Genomic DNA, 18,773 nt, shown 5'->3' with positions numbered 1-18,773 from the left:
AGAGTTTTGAAAGCTTACTGGTTTATGCTATATTATTAATGACGTTTGAAATATGTTGAAACGAGGAAAAGAAATGAAATTAGCCGTTGTTACTGACAGTACAGCTTACTTGCCTGAACGCATCCAAGATCACGCTGACTTGTTCGTTATCCCAATACCTGTTATTTTAGATGGAAAAAGCTATAACGAAGGGATCGACATTCAGCCAGATGAATATTACTCTTTGCTGAAAAACAGTAAAGAATTTCCTAAAACTTCTCAACCTGTCCTTGGTGAAGTGATTGCATTATACGAAACCCTTGCCCAGAAAGGTTATGATACGATCTTAAGTATTCACCTTTCTAGCGGCATTTCTGGCTTTATCAATACGTTATATGGTATCAAAGATGATATCAAAGGCGCGCGGGTTATTCCCTATGATTCTAAAATCACCAGCATGCCAATGGGACATATGGTAGAAGCTGCGTTGGATCTGAACCAACAAGGCAAAACCATTGAAGAGATCATGACCCACATCGATCGCATCCGCGATAATACGTATGCTTATTTGATCGTAGATGACTTAAACAATCTTGTGCGAGGTGGACGTTTAACAAATGGTGCTGCATTGATCGGCGGATTATTGAAAATCAAACCGATCTTGACTTTTGACGAAGGAAAAATCGTGCTTTATGAGAAGATTCGTTCCAGTAAAAAAGCTTTTAATCGCGCAGAAGACATTATTGGTCAAAGAGAATCAGAAATCGCTTACCCAGTGAAATTCTATGTGATCCATGCCAATAACTTGTCTGTGGCTTTAGAGGAAAAGGCAAAGCTGCAAAAGAAATACCCTGATGCCGAAATCGAAGTGGGTCATTTTGGTCCTGTGATTGGTTCTCATTTGGGTGAAAAAGCGATTGGGATTGCCATCGCAGCGCAATAATAAAAGTGAGTTATTTATTCCTATGCAATTATTTGATTTTTATAAAAATACCTATGTTACTTAGAAGCTTGTCAAGGGATTCCTTTTGCTAGTTTCTGGTCACATGGGTATTTTTTTTGCTTTAAAAGCATCTTGCTTGTTTATCTGATTCACACTGACTATACTTAATCCAATTACTACTTTAGTAAATTACTAAACAGGAGGATGGAAAATGAAAATACCAGAAAACTTAAAACACAAACCCGTCATCAAAGTTGAAGACTATGATACAGTAGATGGACGCTATGCGCTTCATACGGATGCGAAAGGCTTATCGTTGGGTCTGGCACAATGGAATGATCGAGGAAAAGTAGATATCTCAGGGAAAGTATGGCGGCACACGGGGGAAAAGTGGTCTCGTCAATCAGAAGAACTCCCATTATCACGGATTCTTGACTTAGCGATCCTTGTCGCGCAATCTAGCCTCTATTTTCAAGATGCCTATCGTCATGAAAAGTTTTATGATCCAGAAAACCCACTCATCGATATTATTGGACTGCAAGGAAATCGGATGACAGTAGAAGTTGATACAGACAATCCTAAAATTGATGAGGATATTCTATTATTCTATGATGCCTTGCAAAAAGATGGTGAATTGATCGGCGAACGTTTTCGAATTTTAAATCGGTTGTTAAACGAATTGGGCTATTAAGAAAGGAGGAATCTACATGGGGATCAATCGTACCCCTTTTACTTTGACAGAAGGTCGACAGTTCAGCAAGTTAGAACAGCAAATGATTTGGCAAAAACCAGCGAGTCATCAGACAAGTCAAGAAGAACTGCGGATCGCTCAAGAAATCAAGCTAAACTGGCAGGATCCAGAGATGAAGATTTTCAATGTTTTATTGGAAGGAGATGCTGGCTCTGGAAAAACGCAATTAGCCAAAGCTCTCTCCTATGATCTTCAATTGCCTTATACCAAAATCACCTGTTTTGCTGATATGGATAAATCAGATGTTTTTGGTGCATTGTTGCCGATCGTAGCAGCGGATCAAGAAGAAGACAGTGAATTGTTAGAAGCGATCTATTTGAGTGATAGCTTAGATCAGGTCATTCAAGTGATTGCGGATCACTATTCGCTCACCAGTGAAGGTGCCCGAGAAAAATTAGCAGACTTGATTCGACGAACTGAAGAAACAGATACGACCGATGTCGTTCATTATAAATTTTATCCTTCGGAAATCGTTCGTGCGATGGAAAAAGGGTATCTATTAGAAATCCAAGAACCAACAGTCATCCGGGATGCCTCGGTACTCGTCGCTCTCAACTCTGCATTGGAGCAAAATGGGCTGCTGAATCTGCCAACTGGCGTTGTCAGGCGCCATCCGGATTGTGTCGTCATTATCACGACAAATCGGAACTATCAGGGCAATCGTCCATTGAATGAATCTCTTAGAGATCGGATGCAACATGCGGAAAAAATGGACCTTCCTGAACTATCTGTGATGGTCGCACGGGGACTTGCTAAAACCGGCTTTCAAGATCAAGCGATCGCTAGCAAAATGGCAGAGATTATTCGACTTCTCGATACTTCTGCACGAGCAAATGCCATCAAGGGTGTGGCTGGTATGCGATCTTATTTTTATTGGCTGAATACGGTTAAAAATGGGCAATCACCTTTAAATACGTTAGCGGTCAAAGTCTTATACAAGTTAACGACAGATCCAGACGAATTGCGCCTGCTGCAAGAAGCCCTCGATCAATCAGAATTGCTCTTAGAGCTAAGACGTTTGTATCAAGGACAGAAAATGAGTCATCGACAACCAATACAAGGACGCATCGTATCTGCTGAAGAGGCGGATGCGCGAAATATTGAAGAAGCATCCTTGCAGATGGGGACAGCAGCTAGTACTGAAGAAACAGCAGAGACACTGGAGACACCTGAGGTACTAGATACACAGGAAACAAACCAAGATGATCAGGAAGCGGTGCCTCAAGACACTATAGATGGAGACTCTTTAGAGAGCCAACATTCGTCTGATGAGGGACACACAAAGGAAGGAAGTGAACAATCTGCTCAAGAACCTTCCAGTCAGCATCTTTCGATCGAAGAATTCAGGCAATTGGATAAAGAAGTAAGAAAACAAGCAAATCAAGAAGCGCGGCAAGCGCTAAAACAATCTATCCATGCGAAAGAAGGATTGATTGTGCATCGGCCAAAACTCCAAGAAAATGCTTCTCAGAAAGCCCAACAACTTCTAGCACCGTTGTTGCCGGTGGTTGAAACAATAACAAAACAGTTGCTTGAATTATTAGAAAATGAAGCAGCTTCTTCTTATGGCAAAGGAAAATATAGCGGGACACGCTTTGATGCAAGTCGTGTTGCTTATGGCGACTTTCGAACATTTGATAAGAAAAATCCTCCTCATGAACAGCCTTCATTAGCGATCGCTTTACGAATCGATGAATCAGGGTCCATGGTACGGGAGGGACGGATCACCGCTGCACAACAAGCTGCACTCGCAGTGAGTGCGTTTGCACAGCGCCTAGATCTCCCGCTGATGATTTATGGCGACACAGCCGATTTGTCTGTACGAGAGAAGACTTCTCTCTATTCTTATAAGGAATTTGCTGAACCTTTTGATTATGTGCCGGCAAAGCTGATGTCTCTTCAACCCCGACAAAACAATCGTGATGGGGCAGTGCTGCGGGTACTAGCTGAAAAACTTTCCCAACAATCTGCTACGACAAAATTACTATTGACGATTAGTGATGGTCAGCCAAAGGCGATGCCAGATTATACGGGCAATAAGGCGAAAGCGGATATTCAAGCAGTCATCAAAGAGTATGAACGCCAGGAAATCATCTTTTTGTCCGCTGCCATCGGACAAGACAAAGACGTCATCAAAGAAATCTATGGCGCGGAAAGATATATCGATATCAGCAATCTTAAAGAATTTCCCAAACAATTACTAACACTGATCAGCCGTTATTTCTAAATTACGATGCATTCGGCTGCTTTTTAAATAACATCCGTCTTGCATAGAAGTGGGAGGCGGATGTTATTTGTTTCTTATAAAAAGAATATGTAAACTAAATTAAACGAACGTTTTCAATTTCAGCTTCGTATGCTAAACTGATCACAAAGGAGGAACAACAATGACTTTGAATTGGCGTTATATCTATCCTTTCTCTACTGCAGGAGCTTATTTCATTCGAAGAAGAACATTCGAAGAAGAACATTGTGGATGAGTTATGAACTATTTACATTTGTGAGTTCGCTCTTATTTTTTTGTGAAAAGTGGACATTCTTTTTTTCGTTGGTATGCTCTTGAACGGCGTTTAAAACAGACTTCACAAGACAGTTCTTTTCAAAGTTGGCTCTTTTTACTCCTTATTTTCCTAGGGGTGGTCGGTATTCTATGGATCGGCATGGCAGTTATCTTTTTCCTATATAGTCGTTCATGTGACAAACAATTCCTTTTTTCCCAAGGGGAAAAATCCGTAACGATCCGATTTTTTAGTAGGACAATCGCTTCATTTGATGGTTATCGAGGAGACTCTTTTTTCCTTGAACGGGATTGGTTTGACTTTTTTGGTTGGCGATTCATTAGGTGGGATTGTTTTCGAACGAGCCTTTCATGATTTTAGCCAGTTTTATCAGTTGCCTGCTGGATTACTGAATAGCGGTTCTTCAGTGATACCTTGGGCAGGGCATTTACTAATTGGTTTGCAGTGGTCCTAGGCTGTTGGCTTGGCTACAGGAGCCGGTTGCCTGAAATCGTCAATCGCCATGAAGTAAGTTGATGTGAAAGGATAATGTTCTATCGATGAGAAAAAAATGAACGAGTCTCGTTTGCACTTGCTTGCTAAGATGATGACGGCTACCAACGTAAATCGTTTCACTTAGAAAACCTTGCAAGCGGGATCTCTAGTTAATAATCTTTGTTTTTAAAGAGAAGGGGTGTTTTTTTGTTTTTAGAGATCAATGCTATTTCCAAAAGCTTTGACAAGAAACAAATTTTTGATCAGGCAAGTTATCAATTTGAAACCGGAAAAATCTATGGTATTTTAGGGCGCAATGGGGCAGGGAAAACGACGTTATTCCAATGTATCGCTCGGAATATGACCGTTGATAGCGGGAGTATTTATTTAGTTGAAGACGACAATCAACGAACCTATGAAAATACAGATGTCGGATTTACATTCACGCAACCGCATCTGCCAGGTTTTATGACGGCGATTGAGTTTTTGCGCTTTTTTATGGATGTCAATCGTGAGCGCATCAAACAGTCGCTTTCTCCAGAAGAATTTTTAATGTCTGTAGGAATTTCTTCAGAAGAGCAGTATCGTTTAATGAAAGATTATTCCCATGGCATGAAAAACAAAGTACAAATGCTTCTTTCTTTGATGGTGCAGCCACCAATCATGTTGTTTGATGAACCATTGACCTCTTTCGATGTTGTAGCTGCCCATGAAATCAAACAAATGATCCGATCAGCAAAAGAGGATTCGATCATACTGTTTTCCACTCATATTTTACAGCTTGCACAAGATTTATGTGATGAAGTGGTCCTACTAAATAATCATCAATTGACCGGGATTGATCCTTCTCACATTCATGAACCAGATTTTGAGAAAGAAATCGTTACTTTGCTGACGGAGGGGGAGCCCGATGCTGCAATGGATTAAACTTTATTGGCTTTATGAAGAGACGATTTTTTCAACGAAAGCGAATGGATTTCTCTATTTTTTGACCAAAATTCCTTTGATTGGAAAACATCTGCCCCATGATCTTTATGGGCAATACGGTCTCAAAAAAATGCTTTTTACTGTATTATTTAGCTTGCGCTTGATCTTGCCATTTTTCACAAAAATTATTTGGCTGCTTTTTTATTATGCAATTGCCTTGGTTGCTTTTCATGGTTGGGAGAATTTATTTGGCTCTTTTGATCAGTTTGAAGAACAAATAATGATTGCTGGTTTTTATACTTGGCTAGTGGTCGTTGCACTAGCCAGCAATTTTTTTTCTTTGTTCTCATTTACATTAGATCAAAAAGCGATTGAATTCACGGATTACTTTATGGTGTCAAAACGACAGTATTTGCGAATGAATCTTTTCTTTAAGACGATCCAATCCATTATTTATTATCTACCAGCATTTTTGTTGTACAGCTTTTTTGCTGGCAATAGTTGGCTGACTCTCGTTGGTATCTTTGGTGCTGGCTTTGCTTGTGTGGCAGCTGCCAGTCTAATTCGCTGGGGATTCCAAAAGCAATGGGGCAGTGGCTGGCGCATCGGTTGGCGACTAGCCATATCTATGTTGACTTTAGCGTCGCTCTACGGCTTATTGCTTCAACAGATTATTCCAACTATGACATTCGGGTTGGGACTTTTGGCGTTCTTTCTGATTGCCGGCACTGGCTGTTTTTACTACCTAAAACACTTTACACAAGAAAATGATTTTTTCCTTTATTCTGTTGAAAAAAGCTATCAGCAATTTAGTGTGCTAGAAACCATCAGTTCAGATTCAAGTCAATATCTCAATGAAGGGATTGAAATGCAGAAAAAACTTTCTTTGGATCAGGAGAAGCCACTCACTCATTTGCAAGGATCAGAATACCTCAACGGATTGCTCTTTCAAAGATACCGTAAACTGTTGCGCAAAAAATTGCTGAACCGTGTCGGTATTGTGTCTATTCTATTTTTAGGATTGATTTTATTATCCTTTTTGAAGATTGTTCCATATCCTAATGAAGAGGATCTGACAGCACTACTGCCAGCGCTATTTTTAGTCATGTATTTTGGTTCATTGGGAAAAGCAATCGTCCAAATGGTTTTTGTTAACTGTGACATCTCCATGCTTTACTATCCTTTTTATCGGGAGAAAGAAACGATCCTCAGTGGGTTTAATTACCGTTTTATCAAATCAATGTTTTACAACGGAGTCTTTGCGGGAAGTATTTTTGGCGGCTTCTTATTATGGGACTTGCTAAATGGATTGCAAGCTAGCTGGTATTTCATTGGGGTCTTATTTTTATTATTGACGAGTTTGACAGCATTGTTCTCATTTCATGAATTATTTATCTATTACTTGCTACAACCTTTTACTGGGGACATGAGAGTGGTCAATCCGGTCTACAAATTTGTCAGTGGAGTATTGTATTGGATCAGCTATATCAACCTGCGCCTGCATGTTTCTGGATTTGCTTACTCGATCGTTGTCTCAATGGTCTTATTACTCTATGTTTTTGTCGGATATGTACTAATCATTCGCTTCGCGCCGAAGACCTTTAAAATCAAAGAATAGGAGAGAATCAGGACTGCATTATAAAACCTATTCACAAATGCGAACATATGTTTTATAATGAGAGAAAGTTGTGAATAGGAGGGTCTAGTCAGATGAAAACTACGTTGACTCTTGAAATGGAAGAAGCCCTTTATTATTACTGTCGCGAAAACAGTGATATCGTCATCGAAGAGGTAATCATGCCGGATGATCAAGGAATCGTTGATACTCTAAGTTGTCGCTTAACACCAGAAAATTTGTTTGAATGGCGCTGTTATGAATTAAAAGTCAGCCTGGCGGATTTTCGTTCAAAAGCGAAGCTGTCATTTATTGGGCATTATAATTATTTTGTTTTGCCGCATGCATTATATGTAAAGGTCAAGGAAGAGATTCCTGCTGCCATCGGTGTATTGGTTTACCATGCATTTGCTGATCAAGAAAAGGGGAGCCCTGGTTATTTTAGTGTCGAGAAAAAACCGCAGCGGCAATCTTTACTCGTCAACGAAAACGCATTGTTGTATCGTTTGATCTCTGCACAAGCACGAGAAGTGGGGAAGGCCAAGCAAACAGCACGAGGTTTGCGCGTTTTCTCGACGGAACGATTGTACAAAGAACTAAAGAAAAGGGAACCAGAATACGATTTATTTGGCGGCGGGGTCAATTACTACGACCGTTTTATTGAAGATACGCAGCTACAAGCTATTGAAGCGCTAAAAGAAGAACTGGCTGCAACGCGAGAAGCTTATTTCGAATTGGAGCAGCGTTTTTTGACACAAGAAAAGGAGTAGCACTATGTATTATCCATATTTTCGCGGCAAACAATTTGACTTGTTGGCATTAAAAAGTCTATTAGAAATGGAACAGCTGTCTTTAGAAGTTCAACCCGTCATTGAGCCTATCCGGCAATCCAAGACTTTTTGGGATACAGTCGAGCTGTTTCAGAAAAAAGCGCATCCTTTTTTTGTTATCGTCAATCCACAGGCGGGGGACTTTCTGACGGAAGAAGGAAGTCGTTTATTACAAACACTGCCTAACGCTAAAGCTTATATCATCGATCAGCCAATTGAAACCATTGACTGTCAGCCGGACCTTTGGGTTGTTCATGAATCTGCTCCAGCGTTGGCCAGTGACTGGAGTAAAAATCAGACACCGATCTTAGTTGGACAAGAATTCCGTTTATTGAAAAAAATCCAGGGACCAAAGATTCTCATGCATGATTTTTTTACTAGACTTCCTAGAAACAGCTTCTATCAGGAAGTACCAGAAGAAGTGCTACCAACCGTTTATCAACACTACGAGCAGCAAGGATTTTCCGGCTATAGTGATTTTTCTATCGACAGCAAAATCTATTATGCACATAGTTATCCCTCTAAAACAATTGTTTTACACTGGCTATTTGTTGATCAGCAGCAAAAGTTGCGAATCACTCATTTTGTTTCGGACGAATCATTAGAAACTCAAAAAGAAAAGTTTCTACAGCTCATGTCACAAGTTTTGCAACATGAAGAAATCTATCCAACTCAAACATCAGGCTTAGAGTTATTACTTGAAGCATACAAAAAGGATAAGTTTCCAGGTATGGGTGTTTTGCGGAAAGCTGCTGTCATGAACCACTTGGAATTAATCAGCCGTTATCATTTTACATGATTGTTAGTTATGTCATCAGTCATATAAAGAAAAGTTTCTCTCAGGAGCTGAAATCTAACTGCAGCTACAATCATAGATTTTGGTTGCAGTTCAATCATCACTGAAATCACCAATCAGTCATGCATCAAAAATCCTAATAAGCAGCTGAAGCACGCTAAAATTTGTTTTAGGAAGCCAACTGTACAATTTTTACTCAAAATGGTTCACTTTAAGAAAAATCGCTGTTTTTAAGGAAAAATACAGCTCAATCAGAGGGAGGAGAAGTAAATTCACCAGATTTTTTCAGAACTTTAAAAATTACTTATTTTAGTTTACATAATATATATTATACAAAGTTGTATTTGGAAAAAGACGGTTCAAAATGTTTTTGATTTTTGCATTTTGACCCTCTCTCGCTGTCTTTTTCCCCTTATGAATATTGAAATCAACAACGATTCGCCAATTTTCCTGTCATTGGTGTTTATTTGGCTGCTAATTGATGTATTGTCTTGGTGTATTGTCACTGATCACTAGTTTAATACATCGATTTCATTTGATTGGGTCTCGTCATTAAGATCTTTCGTTTGTTACTAAGTGACTCATTTGTTTGATTTCATAAAATTGTTGCTGTTGCTGTGTATGTTTCGTTTATAAGTTTATCAGGTATCAGATGTTATAAAATGCATTTCTGTGGTTGTGTCTGGCGGCTGCGACGATCATTTCTGTTTGAGTTTTCTTAATTCATCTGGGCGAAAGCCAAACCACGGGTTCAAACCAGTTGAGGCATTAGGGATTAAAACTGGTACGGACTGGAATCCGTATAGTTTCACTTCTTCGCGAAATTCTTCTTTTTCTTCAATGTTCTTTTCGATATATGGGATTCGATGAGCGTCTAAAAATAATTTTGTCTTTTTGCATTGAATACAATTAGTTTTGCAATAAAGCGTTATCATATAATATTATTTCTCCATCCTTTTTATTTTTATTGGTTTGTACGTTATTTTTATTGTAAATTTAATTCTTGTTTAATTCAATAATCTTTACTTATCAACATATAAATAAAATAGATTGTTTTGTTTTATTTTTTTATATTGTTATGATACGCGTTTTTTTATCGTGTTGGTTTACTACTGACCTGATGTGAGTTGAGGGAAAAAGATTTTGCTGATAAAAGTCATTAAAAAAGTGTATCCATCCATCCCTGTCCTGTTTGAGTTTAAGATCGCCCTCACTCTTCTCTATTTTTGCGGCAAAATTTAAAGAACTGTTCGCTTTACAAATGCGAACGAATGTTTGTATTATAGTGGTGAGAGGTGATTCTTATGGGCATGCTCCAACCCTACGAAGATCGAAAAAAATTAAAATGGCAGGGATTCTTTCTATCGGAACATACAACAGAAGTCGGACAGGATGAGCGCCAGCGTCACTTTGTGTGGCCTGCAAAGCCAGCCATGACTAGCGAAGAGATCAATGAAGTGTTGACTTTAGCTAGGATCAAAAGTCGAGCAGTAGCGATCCAATGTGAAGAAGTCAATGAAGACGGTCTCTACCCTCCTGACGTGGTCGGCATGATCCAAAGCTACGATTCTTTAGGTATTTATATTGATGGACGTAAAGTACATTACGATGAGATCCGGCATATTTCCTTTTTCGAAGAGACGAAATGGTTCGCACTGGATGAATGAATCGTAGGCGATGAGCCACGACAAGCGTACAATCGGAAAGTTTTTTACGGAATGTGCAAATCTATTTTTTTTAAAGGAGGTTTCCCCTATGCAAACGATTAAAGGAACAGTGACAAAGATTCGATTGCTGACGTTTACTTCTTCTCCCCTCGTCCGTTTTACAGTAGGAACGACGAATTGTTTGATCAATCGCCATAGCTTATCTTTTTTAGCAGATGTCACGGAAGGCATGTCTTTGGTGGCTGTTGGCGAGTGGAATGCGCGCAAGCAATTTATTGTCCGTAAATATGCTGTTCGGGGGAAAACGAAAATTATGATGGACATCGAACAATTGTCTCAACAACGAGGAAAGGCGGTTCTTTTATGAGAGCGCGGGATTTGCTGACAGCATTAACGACAACGACACAACAAGAGTATCAGGGAATTTACTTAAGCCGTAAGGAAACCTTGGTCCCTTTCACGACGATTGCACAAGATGCTTCTGGGAACTTGATTTTATTTTTTGAACCTAATCGTCCCCCACTATCCATCAAAGAACTTTACACGAGTTTAATGTTGCACAAAAACTTGCCTTTGCTCTATTGGGACGGTGAAGAACGACAAAAGGTCTATGGGTTTCGTGAAGAAGATCGACAGATCATTCTCTGATCTTTTTTCTGTGAGATACTAACCAATCATTCTTCTTTTTATTCATGGTATACTATAGATCAAGAAAACATTTTCAACGGAGGTAAAAAATGGGAAATCCGCGCATATACACCATGTCTTTTGCAAGTGTCTATCCCCTCTATGTGCAGAAGGCGGAGCGCAAAAATCGTACCCGAGATGAAGTGGATCAGATTATTTTTTGGTTAACTGGTTATTCGAAAGAAGGTCTGTCCCGACAATTAGCAGAAGAAGTTTCAATGGAACGTTTCTTCGCAGAGGCGCCTGACTTGAATCCGAAAAGAAAAATGATCAAAGGAGTTATCTGCGGCGTTCGTGTAGAAGAGATCAAGGAACCTTTAATGCAAGAAATTCGATACTTGGATAAATTGATTGATGAATTAGCCAGAGGAAAAACAATTGAAAAAATTTTGCGAGGTTAGTTTTTAAGTGGTCCTATTCTATAATTATTGCGTTTCATTGGTCCATTACGTATAATGAGACTACCTTGGCAGGGGCAAATCGTTTGCTTCAATCCGTTGGGCATTCATGTCCGACGGATTTTTTTATTTAAATTCAGTCTAAAAAAAGCGCTGTGGCTCTTTTGCAGGAATCCCATTTTGGTACCTCCCTTTCTTAATGTGACTAGGAAAACGAGTCAAAATGTATACAGCATTCAGGTCACAGCGCTTTTAGTATTGCTATCTTTCTCTTTTTTTACGTGCTTGCAGGTGTTCTTTGTGTCTCAAATAGGCCAATTCTTTCTCCATTTTACGGTAACGGTTAAATAGATCTTGCGAGAGTTCTCCAGAAGCTAACGCTTCTTTGACTGCACAATTTGGCTCTGATTCATGACGACAATTTTTGAAGCGGCATTTTTCTGCTAAAAGTTCAATCATCTGGTAATGCCGATCTAATGAAGAAGCAGCAACCGTCTCCAAACTGATTTCTCTCATGCCAGGAGTATCGATGACCATTGCCCCATTTGGCAAGCGGAACAGCTGTCTACTCGTGGTAGTGTGACGACCACGCCCATCTTCTTCACGAATGGCTTTGGTTGTCTGCCGTTCGTCTCCTAGTAATTGATTGAGTAAAGAAGATTTACCAACCCCTGAAGAACCAATAAAGGCTACCACGCTTTCTGGCGTCAAAAATGGTTCGAATTGCGTCCGCTCATCTTTGTAGATGGTGGTAGCTAAAACCGGCAAAGCGAATGTCAGCTTCAGCTGGTTGATGATTGCTTCTGTTTCTGTTGTGTCCATCTGATCGATTTTTGTTAATACAATGACTGGATTGGCTCCACTGTTCCAAACAATCGTAACGAACCGCTCCAAGCGAGCGAGATTAAACTCTTCATTGGCGCTTGTTGTAAGAAAGACAGTCGTCACATTAGCAGCGATTCCTTGTTCGTCTGGTCGATTTCCAGCTACTTTCCGCTGTAAAAAACTTTTTCGCGGCAAGACGGTATCAATCAAAAATTGATTTTGATCATAACAATGCCCCATTACCCGATCGCCTACGATCGGATAGTCTTTCAATGCTGTTGCTTGCTGGCGAAACTTTCCGGAGACACGGGCATAACGTTCTTCTCCTGAAGACAAGAATACTTTTGCCAGATCTTTCGCTTGAAAGATAACAATTCCTTGATTTTCCATGAATTCCCTCCATTTATGTTTGGAGGTGCCACTCTATAAAGGGAAACCTCCATGATCTTGACGTCCATTATAAGTATTCATATGACATTTCCCCTTTCGTGAGTAAATTCATCGATTGATGTATCCCTAGTATAGCATTTCTTGCGATTGTCAGACTAGCTTTTCTTTTATGGCTCAATAATGATTAGCCGCAAGAAGTGCTATGGAGCGTTGAATATCCCCTGTCAATGGCTTCAAAACCACTAAAACGAAAAAGCTGAAACTCACACGATAGACAGTCCCCTTTAAACTCTCTTCATCCTCTACGATTTTTTCAAGATAGCTCCTCGCTCATTAAGCAATAAGCCTCCCCTTGTATCACTGTTCTACTATTATCGTTGTTCCTTCCTATCTTCTTCTGAGATCCCCATTCTTGCCCTATCTTCCCTATGTTCATTAACTTTTGACCATTCTCCTTTACCCATTAGTGAATAATCTTAGTTCTTTTGTGAATGATTCGTTATATAATATTCTCTTTTCTATTTATTCATATAAGAAATATTTGGTAAAAAAAGTTTTTTTCTTTTCAACTGTTATTTAAAAAATGGTATGATAGCAGCAGAATATTTATTTTTTCCTCCTTTATTGAAACTCGCAACCACATCTTACGCTCGCGATTTTACAAAGGAGCAAACCATATGTTAGGAGAAAATCATGGCAAAGAAACTTCTTGGTACAATCAGTGGTCTTTTGATTGCTGCTGTACTTGGTATCAGCTTGTACACGCAAACCCAAAAAGACCCGAACCCCACTTCATCACCTGGACACTCATCTACTATACAGGTGAAACAGTCGGAGTCTTCTAAAGCATCAGATTCGCATACAAAAGAAACCCAGTCAGCAAATAATCTCGCTGCATTGACGTATCAAGGGACACAAACCATTACTATCAACAACAATGTCCCCTCCTTCTCACAAGATACCCTCTCTACAAAAAATGGTGCATGGGAAAAATATGGTGATCTCGATCACTTAAATCGAGCCACTTCTGCGGAAGCTATGTTGAATCAATCCCTGATGCCTACTGAAAAACGCGGGGATATCTCTAGTGTCACGCCTACAGGCTGGCACAATAAAAAGCTGAAAAAAGGTTATCTTTATAATCGAACTCATTTGATCGGCTTTGCTCTGGCGGGAGAAAATGCCAACTGGAAAAATCTGATCACAGGTACACAACAGTTGAATAATCCCGAAATGTTACGCTATGAAATGGATATCAAATACTATTTAGAACAAGATCCCAGCCATTATGTTCGTTATTCGGTGACTCCTATTTACCGCGGTGATGAATTAGTGGCACGAGGCGTTCAAATGCAAGCCCAATCGATTGGCGATAATACGATCCGCTTCAATATTTATATATTCAATATTCAAGATGGTGTGACGATCCATTACCAAGATGGGACAAGTGTGCTTTCTGAAGAAGCATCGGATGCGACTAGCACTTCGGCAAAAAATACTACATCGAATGTTGCTGAAGATGAAAAAGAATATGTAGATGCGAAGGGAAATGGTCTGATCAAAGGGTCAAAAAATGGCATTTATCATCTGCCAGGTACGAGAGGCTATGAACAGACGACAAATCCAAAAGAATGGTTCAAAACGATTGCGGAAGCCAAAGCTGCTGGTTATCGAGCACCAAAATAAAAAAGCCATAGGCTTTTTTATTTTGAGAGCATCCCTATTCGACACGTTAACCTTATAGCGCTTGCTCGTACCTTGATTTTTGTAACTCTGTCAAATAGTTATTTCCTGCTTCTGTTAAACGCAATGTGCGTGATTTTGGAAATTTTTCTCTCGTGATTAGGCCTCTATTTTCCATCCGAAGTAGATGACGGTGAATGAGAGAAGTTGATTTGATTCCTTCATGGGCACAAATTTCTCGAATAGATGGTGCTCGTTTCTGTTCTTGCTGATAAGCATCAATAAATAATAAGATCCGATCTCTTCTAATCATATTTTCCTCCAGGGGGTAGAAGACAAAAGCAACGGACAATTGAAAAACCTAAGCGTTTATTTCCTATAGGTAATATTATAAATGAAAAATTCCCTTGGAACAACAGTTTTTGAAGAAGTCGCTGGCTTTTCATCGCATTTGTTTTCTTTTGACTTTATGATGAAAAGAGTAGAAGAAAAAAGTGAGGCGTTGGTATGAGTTTTGGCGAAAATCTAAAAAAATTCCGAGAAGAAAAACAGCTCGGCGTCAATCAGTTGGCTTTGAAATCTGGAGTCAGTGCAGCGCAAATTTCCCGCTTTGAAAATGGTAAGCGTAAGACACCCCATGTGGATACTGCAAAAAAATTGGCAAAAGCACTCTCAGTCCCATTGCCTTTATTGATTGGTGATTCCGTTTCATATGATGAATGGGATTATGACGAAAATCAACGGCGAGTGGCCCATCAAATCAAAGATATGACCGAGGAAGAAATCACGGATATCTTAGAATATATCGCTTTTGTTAAGCAAAAAAATAGAAAACGCTAATTGAAAAAAGCCATCTGTCTCTAAAAAAATAGAATCAGATGGCTTTTGGCCTGCTCTCTGACGAGAATTACCAGAAATGAAATTATCGTGGATAAACTGCTTGGATACTGTCTTCAAGAATCTTCATTTGTACTAGGGTTTCTTCGTCTTTGACTGTTTTAGGCTTTCCATTAATAATAGCTTCATACAGTCCGGCATAAACACGGCTATAGTCCCCTACTTCAGAAACTACTTTTTCCTCATGATAGATTCCTTCATCATCATAATACGTCAGACAGCCATAATGTTCAGGAAGATCAATTCCAAAGTCCGCATGATCAGGCATATAAAACATTTTTAAATGCTCTTCTTGGCGATCTTTGGTTTGTTTGACAAACATGCCTTTCTTACCATAAACGACAAAGCTTGGTCGTTCTTTGATTCGGAAATAGCTTGATTTGATCGATACCTTTAAAGGGCCATAGAAGAAGTCCAGATCGAAATAATCGTTCATGCGATTCGGACCTAAAAGTTGGCGAACTTCTGAATGGTATGTCTCTGGTTCGCCGAAATAAGACAGCACTTGATCGATGGTATGACAAGCATGTCCATAAAGATAACTACTATTTAATGAGAATTCTTGTGTATTTTCTGGAATTTCGGGGCGATAATAGTCATAGTGCATTTCTACTTCAAGTAAATCCCCTAGAACGCCACTTTCAATAACTTTTTGGACAGTCAGAAAGTCAGAATCGTAGCGGCGATTTTGATAACATTGAATCAACAGTCCTTTTTCTGCAGCCAAAGCAAAAAGTTCTTGAGCTTGTGCATATGTTTCAGTAAAAGGTTTCTCTAGCAATACATTCTTTCCGTGAAGCAATGCATCCTTGGCAGTTTCAAAATGCAGATGGTTAGGAGTAGTCACAACGACTAATTGAATCGCTGGATCATCATAGATATCGTTGATATCTGTTGTGTAGGTCGTTCCAGGAAGTTTTGCCCAAGTATCGCGAATCACTCGGGAATAGATTGTTTTCACGTGGATTTTGTCGGATAATTTAGTAGCAAACGGCAAGTGATAGCGATTAGTGCTTTTTCCATTGCCAATATAAGCAATTGTTAGCATAGTTTAAAGCCCCCATTTTTCATGATAGTTCCATTATAGTCAAACAAACGATTAGATGGAAGCAAGAATCCTTCTCGCCGCCGATTTGTATGTCTCCTTAATTAACTAATGAAACAAAGCGCTTATCATTTTGAAACAAATAGACTATGATTGATTCAAAAAGGAGAAAACGATGAGATGTCCTTTTTGTCAGATCGCAGCCAGACAGCTTCCTGCAACAATCATTTATGAAAATCAATGGACAATGGCGATTCTTCCTAAAAATCCCGCTGTAGACGGTCACCTCTTAGTTATACCGAAACAACATGTAACTTCTATTCTTGCTTGTGACGAAGAAATATGGGTGCAAGTTACCAAGACAGCAAAAAAGGTAGCAACAGATTGCGTGAAATCTGGTAACTTTGAAGGTATCAATTTCTTAAGTGCCCATGGCGCTGCTGCCCAACAATCCGTTAATCATCTGCATATCCATTTGATTCCTCGAAAAGAAGGCGACGGCATCAATGCTTGGCCCGATTTTCATGACAGTAAAAAGTAAGAAGGTTATTAACGAGTCGTCAATTGAACAATGAAAGAGAGAATGATCAATGGATATTCAGTTAGAAAAAGTTACCTACCAAACATTACCGATAGCGTATCGGATACAAAAAGAAAGTTTTAAACAGTTGTTTGAACACTATCAGGATACAGAAACCTCCCCTTATCTGGAAACGTATGAGAATTTCTCTAAAAAGTACCAACGAGAGAATAATTATTTCTATTTGATCCAAGCCGACGGATCAGCAGTAGGTTTTGTACGAATCGTTCTATCAGAAGCCCCGGCGCTGGTAGCTCGAGTGGCCCCCATCTGTATTTTGCCTGCTAATGAAAATCATGGGATTGGTAAAATGGCCATTCAGTTAGCCGAAGCTAGATTCTCGTCTATTAAGACATGGCAGCTAAGTATGATTTTGCAAGAAACCCGCCTACTTTCATTTTATCAAACACTCGGTTATCAGCTATCAGATCGTACGAGCCCGATTGTGACTGGTATGGATCGTGTATTTCTTACCAAACATATCCACTAAAACTCATTACTTATTGTCTTTTCTCCCCATTACCTATGACAGAGTCTCTTAAAGAGCGACTGTCATAGGTAATCTTGTTTACATAATATTAAACTGGTAAATAAAAAACACTTCTTGTTTCCTTGATACTTTTCGAGAGAAAGTTCAAACGAGTTTCACGAAAAGGTCTCATACAAGCGTTTTTTGGAGCCACTCATTCGTTTTCTCAACTAGCTTTTATCAGTTTCTTTCCTTATTTATGCAATTTATTTCCTAGTTCCTTTTCATCATCTTTCTATAATGTTGCTGATCTTATGTTATAATTAATTATGTATTTTAAAACTAGATAATTACTATAAGAGAAGGTGGATTTATGGAACAACATCAACCATCCTGGATAAAACTGCTTTTTTTCTTTTTGATTTTTATGGGAGCAGATCTTATGAAACAGGTTATCGTTCATCATTTCGCTTGGTTAGACGTGCTGCAATTAATGAATTTCCTAATATTTATTCTACTCTCCTTTTTCATTCGCCAGTTACCTTCTACCTTGCGAAAGATTCTGATTGGTACTTATCTTTTTATTATCGGTGGAATCATGTCTCTTTTATTTGGAAATCCCTTTGAACTTGCTTCATGGACACTCTACTTCGTGGGTGCGTTTTTTGGTACATTTTTGTGGGATCATTTTTGTCAACGATTTAGACTTCGTTGGTTTACTGATAAAATAATTCGTTAAAGGAGCGAATTTCGATGGATTGGCGCAATGATCGGATCAAAGCTTGTCAAAATGGAACAAATCCCATGTTAATGAAGGAATTATCGGGTGGTTTTGCGGTTTTTGGCGATACCCAATTTTTACCAGGCTACTGTGTGTTGTTACCTAAAAAATCAGTCGGAAGCCTAAATGATTTATCACTGGAAGAAAGACAAGAATTTCTCGTCTCGATGAGTGTTCTGGGTGATGCCATTTTAGCCGCCTGTTCGCCACTGCGAGTCAATTACGATATTCTTGGCAACACGGATCAATTTCTTCATGCACACGTTTTTCCACGATATTCTTGGGAGACCGAAGAGCGTCGTTCAAAACCTGTTTGGCTATATCCAGCAACATATTGGACATGTCCGCAGAATACCTATGATGAAGAGAAACATCACCTCATACGTCAGCGAATCACGACTTCTTTGACTGAATCCGTTCCGGTGATCAATGAGAGCTCTTGACCAGGAGCTTTTTTTGTTGATAAAAGAATTTTTCACAACTCTGATAGAAAACAGTTGAGACGTCCGTATAATAG

The 18,773-nt window shown here is 39.3% G+C and carries 22 protein-coding genes; 18 read left to right on the top strand and 4 right to left on the bottom strand.

Features of this window, described 5'->3' with window-relative positions:
- The first annotated feature begins 73 nt into the window (after positions 1-73).
- The 8 genes from ACTFWY_RS04140 to ACTFWY_RS04105 all read left to right on the top strand — a co-directional run bounded on the left by ACTFWY_RS04140 (position 74) and on the right by ACTFWY_RS04105 (position 8,837).
- Positions 74-922 carry a DegV family protein gene (locus ACTFWY_RS04140; protein WP_311811074.1) on the top strand — a complete coding sequence of 283 codons (849 nt, stop codon included), beginning with the start codon at positions 74-76 and terminating at the stop codon, positions 920-922.
- A gap of 211 nt (positions 923-1,133) precedes the next feature.
- On the top strand, positions 1,134-1,613 hold the full coding sequence (locus ACTFWY_RS04135; protein ID WP_113849696.1) for a DUF6530 family protein: 480 nt from the start codon (positions 1,134-1,136) through the stop codon (positions 1,611-1,613).
- A gap of 16 nt (positions 1,614-1,629) precedes the next feature.
- Positions 1,630-3,900: an AAA family ATPase gene (locus tag ACTFWY_RS04130; RefSeq protein WP_311811075.1), complete on the top strand. Its 2,271-nt coding sequence runs from the start codon at positions 1,630-1,632 to the stop codon at positions 3,898-3,900.
- A gap of 572 nt (positions 3,901-4,472) precedes the next feature.
- A complete protein-coding gene (locus ACTFWY_RS04125) occupies positions 4,473-4,646 on the top strand; it encodes a hypothetical protein (RefSeq protein WP_175413549.1) in 174 nt (57 codons plus the stop codon).
- A 227-nt stretch (positions 4,647-4,873) separates the two neighbouring features.
- The gene (locus ACTFWY_RS04120) at positions 4,874-5,593 is read left to right on the top strand and encodes an ABC transporter ATP-binding protein (protein WP_311811076.1); all 720 of its coding nucleotides are present in this window, start codon (positions 4,874-4,876) and stop codon (positions 5,591-5,593) included.
- Positions 5,577-7,211, top strand: coding sequence for a hypothetical protein (locus ACTFWY_RS04115; protein ID WP_156247513.1), 1,635 nt, complete (start codon positions 5,577-5,579; stop codon positions 7,209-7,211). The genes ACTFWY_RS04120 and ACTFWY_RS04115 overlap by 17 nt, the downstream gene beginning before the upstream one ends.
- Positions 7,212-7,303: 92 nt before the next feature.
- Positions 7,304-7,978 (top strand): hypothetical protein, encoded by a 675-nt coding sequence (locus ACTFWY_RS04110; protein ID WP_021149701.1) that lies wholly within the window; start codon positions 7,304-7,306, stop codon positions 7,976-7,978.
- Between the two features lie 4 nt (positions 7,979-7,982).
- The gene (locus ACTFWY_RS04105) at positions 7,983-8,837 is read left to right on the top strand and encodes a sce7725 family protein (RefSeq protein WP_103300861.1); all 855 of its coding nucleotides are present in this window, start codon (positions 7,983-7,985) and stop codon (positions 8,835-8,837) included.
- Positions 8,838-9,532: 695 nt separating this feature from the next.
- Here ACTFWY_RS04105 and ACTFWY_RS04100 read toward each other — a convergent pair.
- A complete protein-coding gene (locus tag ACTFWY_RS04100) occupies positions 9,533-9,769 on the bottom strand; it encodes a glutaredoxin domain-containing protein (RefSeq protein WP_103300860.1) in 237 nt (78 codons plus the stop codon).
- A 369-nt stretch (positions 9,770-10,138) separates the two neighbouring features.
- Here ACTFWY_RS04100 and ACTFWY_RS04095 point away from each other — a divergent pair, with 369 nt between their 5' ends.
- The 4 genes from ACTFWY_RS04095 (at position 10,139) to ACTFWY_RS04080 (ending at position 11,589) form a co-directional block, all read left to right on the top strand.
- On the top strand, positions 10,139-10,501 hold the full coding sequence (locus tag ACTFWY_RS04095) for a hypothetical protein (RefSeq protein WP_029486803.1): 363 nt from the start codon (positions 10,139-10,141) through the stop codon (positions 10,499-10,501).
- Positions 10,502-10,589: 88 nt separating this feature from the next.
- The gene (locus ACTFWY_RS04090; RefSeq protein ID WP_311828195.1) at positions 10,590-10,868 is read left to right on the top strand and encodes a hypothetical protein; all 279 of its coding nucleotides are present in this window, start codon (positions 10,590-10,592) and stop codon (positions 10,866-10,868) included.
- Complete coding sequence (locus tag ACTFWY_RS04085; RefSeq protein ID WP_005473131.1) at positions 10,865-11,149, top strand: hypothetical protein; 285 nt, start codon at positions 10,865-10,867, stop codon at positions 11,147-11,149. The genes ACTFWY_RS04090 and ACTFWY_RS04085 overlap by 4 nt, the downstream gene beginning before the upstream one ends.
- 89 nt (positions 11,150-11,238) lie before the next feature.
- A complete protein-coding gene (locus ACTFWY_RS04080) occupies positions 11,239-11,589 on the top strand; it encodes a DUF2200 domain-containing protein (RefSeq protein ID WP_103300859.1) in 351 nt (116 codons plus the stop codon).
- Between the two features lie 258 nt (positions 11,590-11,847).
- Here ACTFWY_RS04080 and rsgA read toward each other — a convergent pair whose 3' ends face one another.
- Positions 11,848-12,801, bottom strand: coding sequence for a ribosome small subunit-dependent GTPase A (gene rsgA, locus ACTFWY_RS04075; protein ID WP_103300858.1), 954 nt, complete (start codon positions 12,799-12,801; stop codon positions 11,848-11,850).
- Positions 12,802-13,494: 693 nt separating this feature from the next.
- On the opposite strand from rsgA, the gene ACTFWY_RS04070 reads away from it, so the two are divergent.
- Positions 13,495-14,487 carry a DNA/RNA non-specific endonuclease gene (locus ACTFWY_RS04070; protein WP_113849691.1) on the top strand — a complete coding sequence of 331 codons (993 nt, stop codon included), beginning with the start codon at positions 13,495-13,497 and terminating at the stop codon, positions 14,485-14,487.
- A 52-nt stretch (positions 14,488-14,539) separates the two neighbouring features.
- Here the strand turns inward: ACTFWY_RS04070 and ACTFWY_RS04065 are convergent, their stop codons facing one another.
- Positions 14,540-14,797, bottom strand: a complete 258-nt coding sequence (locus tag ACTFWY_RS04065) for a LexA family protein (RefSeq protein WP_103300856.1) — start codon at positions 14,795-14,797, stop codon at positions 14,540-14,542.
- A gap of 194 nt (positions 14,798-14,991) precedes the next feature.
- On the opposite strand from ACTFWY_RS04065, the gene ACTFWY_RS04060 reads away from it, so the two are divergent.
- On the top strand, positions 14,992-15,324 hold the full coding sequence (locus ACTFWY_RS04060; RefSeq protein ID WP_138371894.1) for a helix-turn-helix domain-containing protein: 333 nt from the start codon (positions 14,992-14,994) through the stop codon (positions 15,322-15,324).
- Positions 15,325-15,406: 82 nt separating this feature from the next.
- Here ACTFWY_RS04060 and ACTFWY_RS04055 read toward each other — a convergent pair whose 3' ends face one another.
- Positions 15,407-16,429, bottom strand: coding sequence for a Gfo/Idh/MocA family oxidoreductase (locus ACTFWY_RS04055; protein WP_003126561.1), 1,023 nt, complete (start codon positions 16,427-16,429; stop codon positions 15,407-15,409).
- A 172-nt stretch (positions 16,430-16,601) separates the two neighbouring features.
- On the opposite strand from ACTFWY_RS04055, the gene ACTFWY_RS04050 reads away from it, so the two are divergent.
- The 4 genes from ACTFWY_RS04050 to ACTFWY_RS04035 all read left to right on the top strand — a co-directional run bounded on the left by ACTFWY_RS04050 (position 16,602) and on the right by ACTFWY_RS04035 (position 18,699).
- Positions 16,602-16,967: an HIT family protein gene (locus tag ACTFWY_RS04050; RefSeq protein ID WP_103300855.1), complete on the top strand. Its 366-nt coding sequence runs from the start codon at positions 16,602-16,604 to the stop codon at positions 16,965-16,967.
- Positions 16,968-17,016: 49 nt separating this feature from the next.
- Positions 17,017-17,496, top strand: a complete 480-nt coding sequence (locus ACTFWY_RS04045; RefSeq protein ID WP_439926591.1) for a GNAT family N-acetyltransferase — start codon at positions 17,017-17,019, stop codon at positions 17,494-17,496.
- Positions 17,497-17,848: 352 nt separating this feature from the next.
- Positions 17,849-18,214 (top strand): hypothetical protein, encoded by a 366-nt coding sequence (locus tag ACTFWY_RS04040; protein ID WP_103300853.1) that lies wholly within the window; start codon positions 17,849-17,851, stop codon positions 18,212-18,214.
- 14 nt (positions 18,215-18,228) lie between these two features.
- Positions 18,229-18,699: an HIT family protein gene (locus ACTFWY_RS04035; RefSeq protein ID WP_208774405.1), complete on the top strand. Its 471-nt coding sequence runs from the start codon at positions 18,229-18,231 to the stop codon at positions 18,697-18,699.
- Positions 18,700-18,773: the final 74 nt, after the last annotated feature.

The organism is Enterococcus sp. 125944, assembly GCF_051909435.1.
Classification (GTDB): Bacteria; Bacillota; Bacilli; order Lactobacillales; family Enterococcaceae; genus Enterococcus_D; species Enterococcus_D gallinarum.
This window is presented reverse-complemented; position numbering and strand designations above follow the sequence as displayed.

Coding starts and splice junctions, on each gene's coding strand:
- ACTFWY_RS04140 (WP_311811074.1), top strand. CDS start 74: ATGAAATTAGCCGTTGTTACTGACAGTACAGCTTACTTGCCTGAACGC.
- ACTFWY_RS04135 (WP_113849696.1), top strand. CDS start 1,134: ATGAAAATACCAGAAAACTTAAAACACAAACCCGTCATCAAAGTTGAA.
- ACTFWY_RS04130 (WP_311811075.1), top strand. CDS start 1,630: ATGGGGATCAATCGTACCCCTTTTACTTTGACAGAAGGTCGACAGTTC.
- ACTFWY_RS04115 (WP_156247513.1), top strand. CDS start 5,577: ATGCTGCAATGGATTAAACTTTATTGGCTTTATGAAGAGACGATTTTT.
- ACTFWY_RS04110 (WP_021149701.1), top strand. CDS start 7,304: ATGAAAACTACGTTGACTCTTGAAATGGAAGAAGCCCTTTATTATTAC.
- ACTFWY_RS04105 (WP_103300861.1), top strand. CDS start 7,983: ATGTATTATCCATATTTTCGCGGCAAACAATTTGACTTGTTGGCATTA.
- ACTFWY_RS04100 (WP_103300860.1), bottom strand. CDS start 9,769: ATGATAACGCTTTATTGCAAAACTAATTGTATTCAATGCAAAAAGACA.
- ACTFWY_RS04095 (WP_029486803.1), top strand. CDS start 10,139: ATGGGCATGCTCCAACCCTACGAAGATCGAAAAAAATTAAAATGGCAG.
- ACTFWY_RS04090 (WP_311828195.1), top strand. CDS start 10,590: ATGCAAACGATTAAAGGAACAGTGACAAAGATTCGATTGCTGACGTTT.
- ACTFWY_RS04085 (WP_005473131.1), top strand. CDS start 10,865: ATGAGAGCGCGGGATTTGCTGACAGCATTAACGACAACGACACAACAA.
- ACTFWY_RS04080 (WP_103300859.1), top strand. CDS start 11,239: ATGGGAAATCCGCGCATATACACCATGTCTTTTGCAAGTGTCTATCCC.
- rsgA (WP_103300858.1), bottom strand. CDS start 12,801: ATGGAAAATCAAGGAATTGTTATCTTTCAAGCGAAAGATCTGGCAAAA.
- ACTFWY_RS04070 (WP_113849691.1), top strand. CDS start 13,495: ATGGCAAAGAAACTTCTTGGTACAATCAGTGGTCTTTTGATTGCTGCT.
- ACTFWY_RS04065 (WP_103300856.1), bottom strand. CDS start 14,797: ATGATTAGAAGAGATCGGATCTTATTATTTATTGATGCTTATCAGCAA.
- ACTFWY_RS04060 (WP_138371894.1), top strand. CDS start 14,992: ATGAGTTTTGGCGAAAATCTAAAAAAATTCCGAGAAGAAAAACAGCTC.
- ACTFWY_RS04055 (WP_003126561.1), bottom strand. CDS start 16,429: ATGCTAACAATTGCTTATATTGGCAATGGAAAAAGCACTAATCGCTAT.
- ACTFWY_RS04050 (WP_103300855.1), top strand. CDS start 16,602: ATGAGATGTCCTTTTTGTCAGATCGCAGCCAGACAGCTTCCTGCAACA.
- ACTFWY_RS04045 (WP_439926591.1), top strand. CDS start 17,017: ATGGATATTCAGTTAGAAAAAGTTACCTACCAAACATTACCGATAGCG.
- ACTFWY_RS04040 (WP_103300853.1), top strand. CDS start 17,849: ATGGAACAACATCAACCATCCTGGATAAAACTGCTTTTTTTCTTTTTG.
- ACTFWY_RS04035 (WP_208774405.1), top strand. CDS start 18,229: ATGGATTGGCGCAATGATCGGATCAAAGCTTGTCAAAATGGAACAAAT.